Consider the following 15762-nt stretch of genomic DNA (forward strand, 5'->3'; position numbering starts at 1 on the left):
TGGCGGCTGTGTCGTGAGCCCGCAGCCGAGCCCGCCGGTCCACGAGCCGATCCTGGACACGGGGCTCGTCGGCGTGTCGGGCGACCCCCAGGTCTTGCGGCAGCAGGTCTTCCTCAAGGGCGAGCCTGGCGCGGTCGAGCCGGCGGAGGGCGTGGTCGTGGTGACGAACCTCGACAGCGCGGACGCGCCCGTCATCGCGGAGATCAACCGCGACGGCAGCTTCGTGGCCGCGGTGGACGCGTCGACGGATCAGGTCCTGCGGATCCAGGTGAAGCAGGGCGAGCGCCGGTCGGAGCCGGTGGATCTGCAGCTCACGGGGGAGCCCATCAGCGCGACGCAGACGATGCTGGCGCACCTGCCTTGCCTCACGATCGAGCCCGCCGCGTGGGTCTCGATCGAGGCCGGCGAGAGCGACGTGGTCGTCCGCAACACGTGCGCCGAGGACGTGTCCATCGGCGCGCCGCGCTTGCGCCGCGGCGCGGGGCCGTTCGGGTTCAGCCCGGCGGCGGCGTTCGTGGTGGCGGCGGGCGAGTCCGCCGTCGTCACGGTGCGCGCGGACGGTGAAGGGGTCGAGCGCGAGGACGTGCTCTTCCTCGAGGTCACGGCGCCCGAGCCCGGGCGCCGCGTCCTGACGCTGACGCTCCCCGACTGAGCGGTCGGGGAGACGAACATCGAACTCGCGCGCCGCGCTCGACGTACTGCGCGCGGCGCGAGGTGCCCTTCCTCTGGAGAGGGGAGGGGCTCGTGGATGTCTATCGCCTCGCCGGGGACGGCGGGGCTCTTTTGGAGGAACCCATGAACGTCCAGAATCGTATCAAGAGCAGCCGTATCGGATCCTTCCTCTGGCTCGCGCTGTCGATGTTCCCGCTCGCCGCGGGCTGTCAGGTGGAGATCGCCGACGACAGCACCGCGTCCGACGCGGCGGAGGTGAGGGGGGGCGGCGGCGGGCAGGGCAAGGCCTGCGGCGGCCTCCTCGGCCTCTCCTGCAAGAAGGGCTTTTTCTGCGACTACGAGCTCGACGCCATGTGCGGCGCGGCCGATCAGACGGGCACCTGCCAGCCCATCCCCGAGGTGTGCACGAAGGAGCTCAGGGAGGTCTGCGGCTGTGACGGCAACACGTACAGCAACGAGTGCATGGCGAACGCGGCGGGCACGTCGGTGTCGTCGATCGGCCAGTGCGCGCCTCCTCCGGGGGACGTCTGCGGCGGCCTCCTCGGCCTCTCCTGCAAGGAGGGTGAGTTCTGCGACTTCGCGCCCGACGCCCAGTGCGGCGCGGGCGACATGACGGGCACCTGCCTGCCCACGCCGGGCGGGTGCACCAAGGAGTACAACCCCGTCTGCGGCTGTGACGGGAACACGTACGGCAACGCGTGCTCCGCGAACGCGGCGGGCGTCTCGGTCGCGTCGAAGGGCGAGTGCGCGCCGCCTTCGGAAGGCAAGGCGTGCGGCACCCGCGGCGGCTGGACGTGCGAGAAGGGCGAGTTCTGCAACTTCCCGCCCGAGGTCGAGTGCGGCGCGTGGGACGGGCCGGGGGTCTGCACGCCCATCCCGGAGGCGTGCACGTTCGAGTACAACCCGGTCTGCGGCTGCGACGGCCAGACGTACGGCAACGCCTGCGCCGCCGCCTCGGCGGGCGTGTCGGTCGCGTCGAAGGGCGAGTGCGCGCCTGCTCCCGGGAAGATCTGCGGCGGCATCGCGGGCTTCGCGTGCGAGAAGGGCGAGTTCTGCAACTACAGCCTCGAGGCCATGTGCGGCGCGGGCGACATGACGGGCACGTGCGAGACCATCCCGGAGGCGTGCACCGAGCAGTACGACCCGGTCTGCGGCTGCGACGACAACACGTACGGCAACGCGTGCATGGCGAACGCGGCGGGCGTGTCGGTCGTGTCGCGCGGCGAGTGCGCTGAGCGCCGGTAACGGTAAGCTGAGCGCCGGTAAGCGGACACCGTAGGCGCCGTCCGCGCCGCGCGTCGCGTGACACCCCCCATCGCGCGACGCGCGGCGCGGCGGCGCCGCCCTTGACCGGCTCCGGGCCGGTTCCCTAGCATCCTGCCGCGTATGAGCGCCGCTCGATCCCGGACAGCGTCGACGCTCCTCCTCGACGAGCACTTCGAGGCCGGCGACGACCGGTTCGTGGACGAGGTGCTCGCGTCCGAGGCGGGCCGGAAGCTGAAGGCGCTCGCCCCGCGCTGGTACGCCGACCGGCGCCCGTTCGCGCGCCGCGCGCTGCTCCGCTACATCGACGACGGCTGCGACCGGCCGCACCACCGCGGCCTCGTCAAGGTCCTTTACAAGCTCGCCGAGCAGGCGGGAGACGACGAGATCGTCGGCCGCTTCATGGTCGCCTTCGATCGCCTCGTTCGCCGCAAGCTGGTCAAGGTGACCCGCTACGACTGGGTGACCAGGACCTCCAGCGACGAGCCCTGCCTCGTCAGCGACACCGGCGTGCCGGCCAGCCTCCCGCAGGGCGACGTCGCGTCGCCGCGCTTCTCGATGCGGACGCGCCACTACCTGCGGCGCCGCGCGTTCCGCTACTTCCGGCGGCTCGGCCGGCGCGACGCCGCCCGCTACGGCCGCGCGATCCGCGCCGCGCTCGCGCTCTACCGCGACGAGCACCTCGACAGGCCCGAGCGCCTGCTCGACGCCTGGGGGCTGCTCCACGCGCTCTACTGGGGCTCCCCCGCCCTCGAGCGCCTCCCGCGCGGCGTCCGCCTCGCGGAGGGCGCCGCCCTCGCCGAGCTCGAGCCCGCCCCGATCTACCCCGAGGCGTGGCAGGGCGCCTTCGACGAGGTGCTCGGCCTGGTCACGGCCGCGAGGAGCCGCACCGTCCGGGCGTTCGCCGTGGGGCAGCTCGAGCGCGGCTACGCCGCCGAGCTCCGCGGCCTGCCGCTCGCCCGCGTGCGCGCGCTCCTCGAGAGCCCGCACGACGAGGTGCAGACGCTCGCCGCCGGCCTGCTCCGGCAGATCCCGGGCCTCGGGAGCCTGCCGATCGCCGACTGGCTCTCGCTGCTCCAGACCGAGAACGCCGCGGCGCTCGCCTTCGTCTGCGAGGCGGTGGTCGAGCACGTCTCGCCGGCGCGGCTCTCGCTCGCCGAGTGCGTGGCCCTCGCCTGCGCGCGCGCCGCGCCGGTCGCGGAGCTCGGCCTCCGCTGGGCGAGGACGAAGCCCGTCGAGACCGCCGCCGATCTCGACACCCTCGCGCGCCTCGCGACAGCGGTCGCGCCGCGCGTGCGGGAGGAGGCGGTCGCGTGGCTCGTCGAGGTGCTCGGGCGCTCGCCCCACGGCCGGGCCGAGCACGTGCGCGATCTCCTGGACTCCCGCCACGAGGACGTCCGCGCCCGCGCGCTCGCGCTCTTCGAGGCCGACGCCCGCTTCCGCGACGACACCGGCCTGTGGGCCGCGCTGGCGGAGACGCCGCACGCCGAGGCCCGCGCCTTCCTCGTCCGGCACCTCGCCGCGCGCAAGGCGGCCTTCTCGCCCGAGGCGCTGCGGCATGTCTGGGCGGCGGCGCTGCTCGCCGTCCACGGCGGCGCGCGCGACAAGCGCGCGGTCGTCCGGCAGATCGCGGACCGCGTGGTCGCCCGGCCCGGCGAGGCTGACGCGCTCCTGCCGCTGCTCGGCGTCGCGCTCCGCAGCGTGCGCGCGCCCGAGCGGCGCGCCGCCCTCGGCGCCCTCGCCCGCGCCGCGTTCCGCGCCCCCGCGCTGCGCGACGCCATCGCGCGCAGGCTCCCCGAGCTCCGGCTGTTCGAGGGGGAGGACGCGGCGTGAGCTTCGATCTCCGCTACCTCGGCACGAGCGGCGTCAAGGAGCTCGGCGGCGGCGCCGCCCTCAGCTTCGCGCCCAACCTCGCGCGCCCCAGGGTCTTCTTCGACGGCGAGCTCGCGCGGCCGGTGCGCTTCCGCGAGGCGATCAGCGCGCTCCACGACGTCGTCGTGGGCGACCTGCGGCGCCTGCCGAAGGATCGCTCCGCCCACGAGGCGTGGAAGCAGCAGGAGGCCGAGCGCGAGGCGCGGCTCCGCCGGGAGCTCCACGGCGAGGCCATGAAGGCCGAGCTCGCGCGCTTCGGGAGCGCGCCGCTGCCGCCGAACCTCGAGGCCGACTTCCGGAAGATGCACAAGCTCTACTGGGGCGCGCGCGTCCGCTGGGCGAACGAGCTCGCGCGGAGCGACCCGCAGCTCTTCCGCCACCTCGTCCCCTGCGATCCGGTCGTGACCGTCGCGCCCGATGTCGTCTTCTTCGAGTGCTTCTCCAAGGACGAGTCGAGCTACGGCTGCCTCTCGGTCGATCGCGACGCCTTCCGGGGCGCGCAGGACGCCGGCCTCGGCACGACGAACGTCGACTACTCGCTCGCGCTCTACGACCACTTCCAGACGCTCCGCAGCTACCGGCCGACGCGGCTCCTCGTCGATCCGACCGGCTTCGAGGTGGCGGTGGAGGGCCGCGGCGACTACCGCGAGGAGAAGATCGATCTCCCGCCCTCGTGGCTGCGCGGCTTCGGCCAGCTCCAGGCGGCGATGTGCCTGCCGTGCCGGCGGGTCGACGTCCCCGTGGAGGCGGTCTACTCGCTGCTCGCGCACCTCGATCGGCACCGCGAGCGCACGGGCCCGCGCAGCCTGCGCTTCCAGCTCACGCCGGGCAAGGCGCCGATCGTCGTGCTCGACCCCTGGGGCGTCTCCATCCCGTGCCGCGGCGTCACCTGCGACGATCTCCCCGTGGCCGTGGGGCCCGCGGCGGGCGCGGGCGGGCTCGGCCCGTACCGCTCCGGGGCGCCGAGGGGCGCGCCGGCGGCGGAGGCGACCGAGGAGATCAAGGTGTGGGGGAGGCGCCGCCTCTCGGTGCTCGCGCGCCTCTTGCCGCTCGCCGATCGCATCGAGGTGCGGCTGCTCGGCTCCGGGCTGCCGAGCCTGTGGATCGTCTTCATGGGCGAGATGCGCTTCACCCTCGCGCTCTCGGGCTGGACGGCGAACGACTGGACGTCCGGCTCTCACCTCGACGTCATGGCGGACGCCGTCACCCCGGACGCGCAGCTGGCGGACCGCGTCGCGCGCCACCTCGAGATGGTGCGGCGCGCGTCCCACGGCGAGCTCGCCGTGTCGATGGGCGCGCAGGACGGCGCGCTCCGCGGCGCGCTGCACCTCGCCGCGAAGCAGGGGCAGGTGGTTTACGACCACGCCGCGGAGTGTTATCGCTGCCGCCCGGTGATGCCGGTCGCCCTCTCCGACGCGCTGCTCGGCCCCGAGCCCCCGGAGCTCGCGGAGGGCCGGCGCATCGCCCGGGGCGGCGTGGAGATCGCGCGGGAAGAGACCCTCTCCGGCGGGCGCCGCGTCGTCATGGCCAGGGCCAAGGCGACGAGCTGCGAGCTGGTCCTCGACGCCGACGGCGCGATCAAGAAGGCGAAGTGCAGCTGCTCGTACTTCTACAAGAACCGGCTGCGCGCGGGCCCGTGCCGGCACCTGCTCGCGGTCAAGCTCCACCTGTCCGGCCGCGGTGACGCGGCGCCGTCGCTGCAGCCTCCGCAGCCGCCGGGGCAGGCGGAGGCCGGCTCGCGCGGCCCGCGCGCAGCGACGGCCGCCCCGCGAGGCGAGGCCGTGCCGTTCCCCGCGGAGCTCCTCGTCGAGATCGAGCGCGCCGCGGCGGCCCGGCGGGCGGGGCTCGCGGAGGTCGTCGAGGCGTCGTGGGATCTCGCGTTCGAGCGCATCCAGGGCTGCCGCTCCTGGGTCGAGGCCCTCGCGCTCGGCGGTCCGGAGGCGGAGCGGGCGCTCCGCGCGCGCGAGCTCCGCGCGCCGGTCGTCAGGACGCTCCCGGTCCACGCCGACGTGCTGGCCGAGATCCGGCGCGTCGCTGACCAGTTCAAGGCGAGCCCCGCCGCGGTGGTGGGCCTCGCGTGGCTCGTCGCCAGGCGATCGACGAAGTGAGGTTCACCAGAGACCTGAGAGTCCAGCCCTGCAAGGAGGTCCGTCCGCTCGAGCCCAACATGCTGCGGCGCTCCGCCGCGGTGGAGGTTGTTCTTCCATGCATCCCCACCCCCGATGTTCTTTGGGCGCCTTTAGCAGCTGTGCGGGTCCACTCAGAGGGACCTGCGGTCCTGGACCCGCACAGCTGCCCGGCGCCTGGGTGATCGGGCGTGGTCACGAGCAAGTAGTCGGGCGGGCGGGCCTCCTTGGAGGGCTGGACCTGGTGCTGTCCAGAGGAACGGTCGAACGGGCTTCTGGGACAAGCTGAAGTCGATGCTCGGCCTGGGCGGGGCCGAGCAGGCCCAGGGGGCGCAGGCCGGGCCCGCGGCCGCCGCGCAGCCGGCCGCCCGCGCGGGGCAGCCCCGCGGCGCGGCGGCGGGCGCGAAGCCGCGCCCCGCGGACCCCTACGCCGCCGGCGGGATCCTCGGCCTCTCCGCGGACGAGCTGCGCAGGCGCGCGCTCAAGATCAACCCGAGCACGACGGCCTGGATCGGCCGCGTGGACACGATCCCGCCGCAGAGCGACGAGCGCACCGCCCTCATCGATCGGGGCCTCATCCTGCGCGGCCTGCTCACCGAGGCGCAGATCGCCGAGATCCACCGCGTCGGCGATCTCTGGCTCAGGCACAAGGACGCCGCGGCGCTCGCCGGCACGGTCGCGGCGCGCTCGGCCGACGAGGCGATCGAGCGGCTCAAGCGCGAGAAGCTCGCCCGCAAGGAGGAGAAGCGGCGCCAGAGCGCCGAGCGCAAGCGCCAGCGCGCCGAGGCGGTCGCGCGCCGCCGGGCCGAGGACATCATCTTCCTGGGCCCCGACGTCTCGGCGGGCCTCGCGGACCGGCGCTCGCACGTCGAGTCGCTCGCCCAGCGCGGGCTGCCCGTGCTGTCCACCCCGGCCGACCTGGCCGCGGCCCTCGGCGTCGCCGTCCCGCGCCTGCGCTGGCTCTGCTTTCATGGCGAGGCCGTCGAGCGCCCTCACTACGTGTACTTCGACGTCCCGAAGCGCTCGGGCGGGACGAGGCAGCTCGCGGCGCCCCACGCCTCGCTGGCCGCGGCGCAGGCGTGGGTCCTGCGCGAGATCCTGGAGAAGCTGCCCGTCGAGGAGCCCGCGCACGGCTTCGTGAAGGGCCGCTCCACGGTCACCAACGCGCGCCCGCACACGCGCCGCGACGTGGTGGTGAACCTCGACCTGTCCGATTTCTTCCCGACCATCACGTTCCCGCGGGTGCGCGGCGTCTTCCACCGGCTCGGCTACTCCCCGGCGGTGGCCACGCTCCTCGCCCTGCTCTGCACCGAGCCGCCGCGGCGGCCGGTCGAGTACGACGGGCAGCGCTACTGGGTCGCGGTCGGCGATCGCGCGCTGCCGCAGGGCGCGTGCACGAGCCCGGCCATCTCGAACCAGGTCGCGCGGAAGCTCGATCGCCGCCTCGCCGGCATGTGCGCCCGCGCGGGCTTCACGTACACGCGCTACGCGGACGACCTCACCTTCTCGGCGCCCCCGGGCAAGCGCGGCGACATCGCGATGCTGCTCGCCCGCGTCCGCCACATCGTCGAGGAGGAGGGCTTTGCCATCAATCCGGCGAAGGGTCGTATCCAGCGCTCCGGCGGTAGGCAGGTGGTGACGGGCGTCGTTGTCAACGACAGGCCTTCGGCGCCGCGCGAGGAGGTGCGCCGCCTGCGCGCGATCCTCCACGCGGCGAAGAAGACCGGCCTCGCCGCCCAGAACCGCCGGGGCGTGCCGGACTTCGAGGCGCACCTGCGCGGCAGGATCGCCTATGTGCAGATGATCGACCGCGAGAGGGCCGCGCCGCTGCTCGCGGCCCTCGACGCGCTCACGGGGTGAACGCGGGGCGCATCTTCGTGCCGCGTCGTTCGGCTCGCTGCGTGGTACTTTCGTGCGCCTCACTCGCCTGCCTAGAGCACCAATCGATCATGTTGAAACCCGGAGAATTTTCACAGGGAGGCGAGGAGGCGGGGAGGGAGAAGAAAATGAATTTCTCCTTCTTGCCGTCTCTCGCTCCCCGCCTCCCCGTCTCCCTGTGAATTTCCTGCTTTTGCTCGGGGGTTCAACCCGTTTGTCGCTCTAGTGCTCGGCAGGCCTCGTCCGCGAGCGCTCGATCATCACGACCTGGACTCGACTCGTCCGAGCGGCCTGGCAGCGCCCGCCAGCGCGCTTTGTGCGTCCTGCCAGGCGGGGTCTCCGGGGTAGAGCGCGGTGCGGAGGTAGGCCCGCGTGAGGAGCTGGACGGCAGCCACGCGCTCGGGGTTCTCGTCGGTGGTCTCGGCGAGGTCGTAGCCCGCGACGCCCCCCAGCCCGTGCCCTGCGTCGACCAGCATGAGCAGCGACTTGGGGCCTGGGGAGAGGAAGTAGGGATCGGCGTGCCAGGCGGCGCCTGCGGTCGTCAGGTGGGGAGAGCCGTCCTTGTCGCCGGCGACCACGAGCGCGGGCGTTGTCATCGTGGAAAAATCGATGCTCGCGAAGAATGGGTAGTTCTCTGCTGCGTACTTGCTGAGGGCGTCGCCTCGGCCGGGCGCGGCGAGCAGCACGCCCGCCTTGATCCGCGGCTCGGCGACGCTCACCTCGCTTCCGTCGTGGGGACCCACGTGGCGCGCGCCGAGCAGCACGCTCGCGGTGTGCCCGCCCATCGAGTGGCCGAGGACGGCCACCTTGCTTCGATCCACACGCCCCGCGATCGCAGGGACGGCGCGCTCGATCGCGTCGAGCTGGTCGAGGATGCGGCTCATGTCCTCGGCGCGCGCGCGCCAGAAGAGAGGCGCATCGGGGTGGTCCGAGCCTCTGAAGGGGAGCGTCTTCGAGTCGAGATGTGTGGGCTGGATCACGACGAAGCCGTGCGCCGCGAAGTCGTTGGCGAGCGGGGCGTAGCCGTGGAGCGACGAGACGAAGTTGGAGGGGCCGTGGCCGTGCGAGAGCAGCAGGATGGGCAGCTCGCTTCCGGTCACGGGCGCGGACACGCGCACCTGGAGATCGACGGGGCGGCCGGGGGCGGGCAGCGCGACGGGGTGGATCGAGAAGACCTGCGCGGGGGCGCTGGAGGCGTTCGCTGCGGGAGTCGGTTGGCTCATGATGTGGAGTTCCTTTCGGGGGCTCGGCCCCGCTCATCGCCTTGGTAGCTCCCGCCACCGCGCTCTCATTGGAAGGACCGGACATTTCTGGAGCGCTCGCGCCGCGTCGGCTTGAACGATCGCAGCCGGCGCGCGACACTGCGACGGTGCTGCACACGACGGACACCGCGGCGACGTTCTCGCTCACGCGCTTCGTCGAGGGCGTTCACTCGCTCCTGCCGGTGGGGGGGCACACACGTCATGAACGGCTGCCCGACGGACGAACGATGCTCGTCTTCCGCGCGCTCGAGGAGGGCCGGAGAGGCGACGTGTGCGTCGCGGGGCCGCGCACGCGCGCGCTGTTCAAGAACGCCGGCGGCGTGGCGCGGGCGATCTGCATCCAGTTCAAGCCAGGCTGGTCGGCGCCGCTCCTCGGCGTGGCCGCGAACGCGCTGACGGATCGGATCGTCCCGCTGGAAGACATCTGGGGCCGCCCGGGCGGCGATCTATGCGACGAGCTGCTCGCGGCGCGCAGCCTGCCGGAGCTCCTCGACCGAGTGTCTTGCGCCATCGCCCTTCGTACCCGCCAGACGTTCGAATCGGCATCGGCGCGGCTCGCGCGCCGCGCGGTCCGCTTGCTCGAAGGAGGCGAGGTCCGGGTGGAGAGCGTGGCGGAGCGGCTGGGCGTCACGGCGCGGCATCTCCGCCGTGCCTTCACCGAGAGCGTCGGCGTCTCGCCGAAGGATTTCGCGCGCACCGTTCGCCTGCAGCGTGCCGTGCGGATGGCAGCGACCTCGAAGGACTGGGCGCGTATCGCGCGGGACGCGGGCTATTACGACCAGGCGCACCTCATCACCGACTTCCGGGAGCTCGTCGGGCTCACGCCGGGCGCCTTCGTGAAGCGAGCGGCCGACGACGGCGCCGCGAGGCGACTTCTCGGCCCATCGGCCGAGGATGCGCGCGCCTGCGCCGAGGGCGGCGCGAACGCCCGCCACGATGTCGGCGAGAGCGGCGTGGTCAGTGCGCGAGCGCGCATCGAGCGCGCGGCGTCGTAGCGCGACTCCATTCCCCGCGTCGCCTCGCGCGCCCGGGCATGCGCGAGGTCCACCGCATTCAAAGTGGCACCTTGAGCCAGAACAGGGCTCAATGACGGATATCCACCCACGCCGTCCCGCGAGATTCGTCCAGCCGCGAAGCGGCTTCATGGTACCATCCAGGACACATTCGTGGTGGGGCCATGCCACGCCGTGGGCTGTTGACCGCGCCTGACAGCGCCAGAGCACGTCTGACGTCAAGGGGAGTGATGCTGACGATCTCGGGTTATCGAGCGACCGACAAGATCTACGAGAGCGGCAGCTCGCGCGTCTACCGGGGCCAGCGCGCCGGAGACGGGCGCGCCGTGATCCTCAAGCTGCTGCGCTCGGACTATCCCAGCCAGACGGAGCTCACGCGCTACCGGCATGAATACGCGGTGCTCCGCGACCTGGATGCGCCGGGCGTCGTCCGGGCGCTCGACCTGTGCAGGCACGAGAACGGGCTCCTCCTCGTCCTCGAGGATTTCGGCGGCCGCTCGCTGGCGCACCACCTCCACCACCTCCAGCGCCGCCCGCTCGACGCCGCGGACTTCGTCCGGCTTGCGATCCAGATCACGAGCGCCCTTCGCGAAGTCCACGGAAGCGGAATCATACACAAGGATATCAATCCATCCAACATCGTAGTCAACCGCGAGACGGGTGTTGTCAAGATCATCGACTTCGGCATCTCGACGCGGCTTTCCCGGGAAGAGCTCTCGATCAAGAGCCCCGCGGTGCTCGCGGGGACGCTCGCCTACATCTCTCCCGAGCAGACCGGTCGCATGAACCGGTCTCTCGACCATCGCACCGACTTCTACTCGCTCGGCGCCACCTTCTACGAGCTCCTCACGGGCGCGCCGCCCTTCAGCGCGACGGACGCCATGGAGCTCGTCCACTGCCACGTCGCGCGCGATCCCGCCCCGCCGCGCGCGCGCTGTCCGGGCGTGCCGGAGGCCCTGTCGGACCTCGTGATGAAGCTCATGACGAAGGCGGCCGAGGGCCGTTACCAGAGCGCGGCGGGCCTCCTCCACGACCTGGAGGAGTGCGAGCGGCGGCTCGCGGCCACGGGCGAGATCGCCCCGTTCCCGCTGGGCCGCGCCGACGCCTCCGGCGAGCTCCGCATCCCGCAGCAGCTCTACGGGCGCGAGCGCGAGGTGCAGGCGCTGCTCGAGGCGTTCGAGCGCGCAGCGCGGGGCGGCGCCGAGCTGATGCTCATCGCCGGGTACTCGGGGATCGGCAAGTCCGCGCTGGCGCACGAGCTGTACAAGCCCATCACCGAGGCGCGCGGGTATTTCGTCGCGGGCAAGTACGACCAGCTCCAGCGAAGCACCCCGTACACCGCGATCACCAGCGCGTTCCGCGATCTGGTGCGGCAGATCGTCGCCGAGCCCGAGGCGCAGTTCGCGCTCTGGCGCTCGAAGATCAAGGCCGCGCTCGGGGCGAACGGGCAGGTCCTCGTCGACGTGATCCCGGAGATCGAGCGCATCGTGGGCGACCAGCCGGCCGTCCAGGCGCTGGGGCCCGCGGAGTCCCAGAACCGCTTCGTGCGCGTCCTCCAGAACTTCGTCCGCGTGTTCTGCGACGCCGAGCGCCCGCTGGCCATCTTCCTCGACGACCTGCAGTGGGCCGACGCGGCGTCCCTCAGGGTCATCGAGCTCTTGATGACCGACGCGAAGCTGCGCGGCCTGCTCGTGATCGGCGCCTACCGCGACAACGAGGTGGGGGCCGCGCACCCGCTCTCGGCCTCGATCGCCGCGCTGCGACGGGAAGGGGCGGTCGGCCGGGTGCGCGAGATCTCCCCGGGGCCGCTCGGCGCCGAGGTGGTCTGCCGGATGCTCGCCGACGCGCTGCGCGCGGACGCCGCCGCGGTCATGCCGCTCGCCGCGCTGGTCACGCGGAAGACGGGCGGCAACCCGTTCTTCGTCAACGAGTTCCTCCGCACGCTGCACCACACCGGGTGCTTGCGCTATGACGCCGGGCTCGCGGCGTGGACGTGGGACGTCGAGCACATCGAGTCCAGGAACATCACGGACAACGTCGTCGATCTGATGATCGGCAAGCTGCGGGAGCTCCCCGCGGACACGCAGCGAGCGCTCATGTCGGCGTCCTGCCTCGGCAACCGCTTCGACCTGGGCAGGCTCGCGGTCATCCGCGAGCAGACCCGCGCCGATGCCTACCGGCACCTCGTGCCCGCGCTGCAGGAGGGCCTCCTCGTCCCGCTCTCCCCGATGGAGCCCGCGGCGCCCGACGACCTCGCCGCGCCGCTCGTCTTCCCGGACTACAGGTTCCTCCACGATCGCGTCCAGCAGGCCGCGTACGCCATGATCGAGGACGGCGAGCGCAGCGGCCTCCACGCCGACATCGGCCGGCTGCTCCTGCGGAGCCTGGGCGGGCGCGCCCCCGAGGAGAAGGTCTTCGACGTCGTTTACCACCTGAACCGCGGCGCCGACCTGCTGAGCGACGCCGCGGAGCAGCGGCGCCTCGCGGAGCTGAACCTCCTCGCGGGCCGGCGCGCGCTGCTCTCCGCCGCCTTCGACGCGGCGCGCGGCTACTTCGCCCGAGGCCTCTCGCTGCTGCCCGCGAGCGCCTGGCAGAGCGATCCTGCGCTGATGAGCGCGCTCCACGTCGGCGCGGCCGAGGCGGCGTGCATGAACGCGGACTGGGGCGCGATGAAGGAGCTCGTGGACGCCGCCCTGTGCGAGATCCGCGACGTCATGAACAGGAGCAAGCTCTACGAGCTCCTGATCCTCTATCACCACACCCAGGCGGAGTTCCGGAAGGCCGTGGACATCGCCGTGGAGGCGCTCGCGCAGCTCGGAGAGACGTTCCCGGCGAGCCCCGGCATGCAGGATTTCCTCGACGCCTACACGAAGACGACGAAGCAGGTCGCCGAGCTCGGCCTCGAGCGCCTCGGCCGGCTCGCCCCGATGACGGAGGCCCCGAAGCACGCCGCGCTCGTGATCCTCCGGCGCGCGATCCATGCGTCGTATTTCGCCGCGCCGGAGATGCTGGGGCTCTTCATCTGCCGCGCGCTCGACCTGACGATGGATCACGGCGAGTCGCCGCTCTCGTCCTACGCGTTCGCGGCGTTCAGCGTGCTCGTCAACGCCGGCGTGGGCGACATCGCGACGGGATCCCGGTTCGGAGAGCTCTCGATCGCGGTGCACCGGCGCCGGGACGAGCCGTTCTACAAGGCGAGCGTCTACAACTTCTATTACGGGCTCTCCCGGCACTTCTACCGTCCGGCCCGCGAGAGCCAGGCGCCGCTCCTCGAAGGGTACCTGAGCTACGCCGAGAACGGCGACGCCGAGAGCGCCGCGTACTGCCTGATCAACGCCTTCGTGTGCGGCGCCGTCTCCGGGCAGAACCTCCTCGACCTCGAGGCGATGTTCGACAGGCACATCGAGGAGGTGTTCCGGTTCAAGCAGGAGCAGGTCATCAACCAGCTCAGCGTGTGGCGGCAGGTCATCCGGAACCTCACCGGCAGGTCCGAGCACGCGGCGAAGATCAAGGGAGAGTTCTTCGACGCCGAGCAGGCGCTCCCCGGCCTCTACGCGACAAAGAACTTCAACACCGTCAATTACATCCACACGGCGCAGGCCATGCTCTATTTCGTGTTCGGCGAATACGAGCTCGCCTACAAGCACGCCGCCGAGACGGAGCCGACCCTCGGCGCGAGCACGGGCAAGGTGTTCACGCCGCTGCACACCTTCTATTACTCCCTCGCCATGACAGCGCTCTACCCGGCGGCCTCGCCGGAGGACAAGGCGCGCTACCGCGCGAAGCTGTCGGAGAACCAGGCGAAGCTCGAGGCGCTGTCGGGGACGTGCGCCAGCAACTTCCTGCACAGGTACCTGCTCGTGGAGGCCGAGCTCGCGCGGATCGACGGCCGCGCGGCCGAGGCGCTGGACCTGTACGACCGCGCCATCGCGTCCGCCTCGGAGCACGACTACGTGAACGAGGCCGCGGTGGCCTGCGAGCTGGCGGGGCGGTTCTGGCTCGCGCAGGGGAAAGAGAAGCTCGCGCGCGTGTACCTCGCGGACGCGAGTTACCACTACGACCTCTGGGGCGCCGCCCGCAAGGCGCAGGACCTGGAGGAGCGGTATCCGCAGCTCGCCGCGCGCGAGGCGCACTCCCCGCGATCCTCGGAGCTCGCGCCCTCGCGGACGTTCGTCACGACGACCTCGCTCGGCGCATCTCGCCTCGACCTCAGGACGGTCCTGAAGGCGGCGCAGGCGATCTCCGGGGAGATCGTGCTCGACAGGCTCCTCGCCAAGCTCATGTCGGTCGCCATGGAGAACGCCGGCGCCCAGCGCGGCTGCCTCGTCCTCCGGGACAGCGACGGCCTGCGGATCGAGGCCGAGGTCGACTGGACGGACGGCCGCGACGAGCCGCGCTTCCCGGGGCTGCCCCTCGACCAGGCCGCGGCGCACGAGCGCCCGCTCCTCTGGGCCGCGATCGTCCAGTATGTCGCGCGCACGGGCCAGTGCGTCGTCCTCTCCGACGCCTCGACAGACAGGCAGTTCCAGCGCGACGACTACGTCGCGCAGCGCTGCCCGAGGTCGGTCCTGTGCACGCCCATCACCCACCATAACGGCCTTTACGGGGCCATCTACCTCGAGAACAACACGGCGGCCGGGACGTTCACCCAGGATCGGCTGGAGCTCCTCTCGATGCTGTCCTCGCAGATGGCCATCTCCATCGAGAACGCGAAGCTCTACACGGGCGTGGAGCAGAAGGTCCGCGAGCGCACGGCGGAGCTCGAGCAGGCCCACGCGACGATCGTCCGCCTGGAGCGGGAGGCGGTCGAGAACCAGATGGCGGGCGGCTTCGCGCACGAGATGCGCAACGCCCTCTCGGGGGCCGCCATGGTGCTCGAGTCCGTGACCCAGGGCGGCGAGACGCTGTGCGCGAAGAACGCGGCCCGGCTCGGCGAGCTGTTCGACTTGCTCAAGGGCGATATCCCGGAGGGCAAGATCAAGGCGGCCATCGCCTGTCTGGGCGACATCGAGGAGGCGGAGGAGACGCTCGACAGCGTGCTCCGGATGGTGGGCGACTGCACGGAGCGCGCGCTGAGCGTAACGAACAGGATCCTGGAGTACTCGAAGCTCGGCGTCGCGCTCGCCGGGAGCGAGGTCGTGAGCCTCCGCCGCGTCGTCGAGTCCGTCGCGGCGCGGCACCGCGACGAGTTCGCGCGCCAGGGCGTGTCGATCGAGCTCGATCTCCGGGGCGGCTCGGCGGTCGTCGGGTACGAGTCGCACTTCGACTCCATCGTGAGCAACATCGTCCTGAACGCGCGCGACGCGCTGCTCCTGGTCGGCGACGGCCGCGGCCGGCGGATGCGGGTCGAGACGGTCGACGAGGGGGAGCTCCATGTCCTCACCATCAGCGATAACGCCGACGGGATCTCGTCCGACGACCTCTCGAGGATCTTCCAGCCGTTCTTCTCGACCAAGCCGACGACCGGCGTGGGCCTGGGGCTCAGCTTCGTCTCCCGCCTCGTCGCGATGTACCGCGGGACGATCGACGTCGAGAGCGCCGCGGAGCGCGGAACGACGTTCGTCGTCCGGCTCCCGCGCGCGGCGCGCGACCAGCAGCCGCAGCGGCCGCAGACGGCCGGCGCGCCCGTCGGCCGGTTCGATCTCAACCTCTCCGGGAATTGAATGGAGGCGCCAA

The 15762-nt window shown here is 72.1% G+C and carries 8 protein-coding genes; 7 read left to right on the forward strand and 1 reads right to left on the reverse strand.

The window, feature by feature from the left end; all coding sequences use genetic code 11:
* Nucleotides 1-13 precede the first annotated feature (13 nt).
* From WMF27_RS13255 to WMF27_RS13275, 5 genes are all read left to right on the forward strand, one after another.
* Nucleotides 14-652, forward strand: coding sequence for a hypothetical protein (locus WMF27_RS13255; RefSeq protein WP_437768511.1), 639 nt, complete (start codon nt 14-16; stop codon nt 650-652).
* A gap of 143 nt (nt 653-795) precedes the next feature.
* Complete coding sequence (locus WMF27_RS13260) at nt 796-1917, forward strand: Kazal-type serine protease inhibitor domain-containing protein (protein WP_437768510.1); 1122 nt, start codon at nt 796-798, stop codon at nt 1915-1917.
* A gap of 141 nt (nt 1918-2058) precedes the next feature.
* Complete coding sequence (locus WMF27_RS13265; protein ID WP_437768509.1) at nt 2059-3768, forward strand: hypothetical protein; 1710 nt, start codon at nt 2059-2061, stop codon at nt 3766-3768.
* On the forward strand, nt 3765-5915 hold the full coding sequence (locus WMF27_RS13270; RefSeq protein ID WP_437768508.1) for an SWIM zinc finger family protein: 2151 nt from the start codon (nt 3765-3767) through the stop codon (nt 5913-5915). The genes WMF27_RS13265 and WMF27_RS13270 overlap by 4 nt, the downstream gene beginning before the upstream one ends.
* Before the next feature lie 312 nt (nt 5916-6227).
* Nucleotides 6228-7793, forward strand: coding sequence for a reverse transcriptase family protein (locus WMF27_RS13275; RefSeq protein WP_437768507.1), 1566 nt, complete (start codon nt 6228-6230; stop codon nt 7791-7793).
* Between the two features lie 278 nt (nt 7794-8071).
* On the opposite strand, the gene WMF27_RS13280 is transcribed toward WMF27_RS13275, so the two are convergent.
* On the reverse strand, nt 8072-9034 hold the full coding sequence (locus WMF27_RS13280) for an alpha/beta hydrolase family protein (protein ID WP_437768506.1): 963 nt from the start codon (nt 9032-9034) through the stop codon (nt 8072-8074).
* A gap of 146 nt (nt 9035-9180) precedes the next feature.
* Here WMF27_RS13280 and WMF27_RS13285 point away from each other — a divergent pair, with 146 nt between their 5' ends.
* Together WMF27_RS13285 and WMF27_RS13290 are read left to right on the forward strand one after the other, a co-directional pair.
* Complete coding sequence (locus WMF27_RS13285; RefSeq protein WP_437768505.1) at nt 9181-10068, forward strand: helix-turn-helix domain-containing protein; 888 nt, start codon at nt 9181-9183, stop codon at nt 10066-10068.
* A 248-nt stretch (nt 10069-10316) separates the two neighbouring features.
* On the forward strand, nt 10317-15749 hold the full coding sequence (locus tag WMF27_RS13290; protein WP_437768504.1) for a trifunctional serine/threonine-protein kinase/ATP-binding protein/sensor histidine kinase: 5433 nt from the start codon (nt 10317-10319) through the stop codon (nt 15747-15749).
* Nucleotides 15750-15762: the final 13 nt, after the last annotated feature.

The organism is Sorangium sp. So ce281, assembly GCF_051527395.1.
Classification (GTDB): Bacteria; Myxococcota_A; Polyangia; order Polyangiales; family Polyangiaceae; genus Sorangium; species Sorangium cellulosum_B.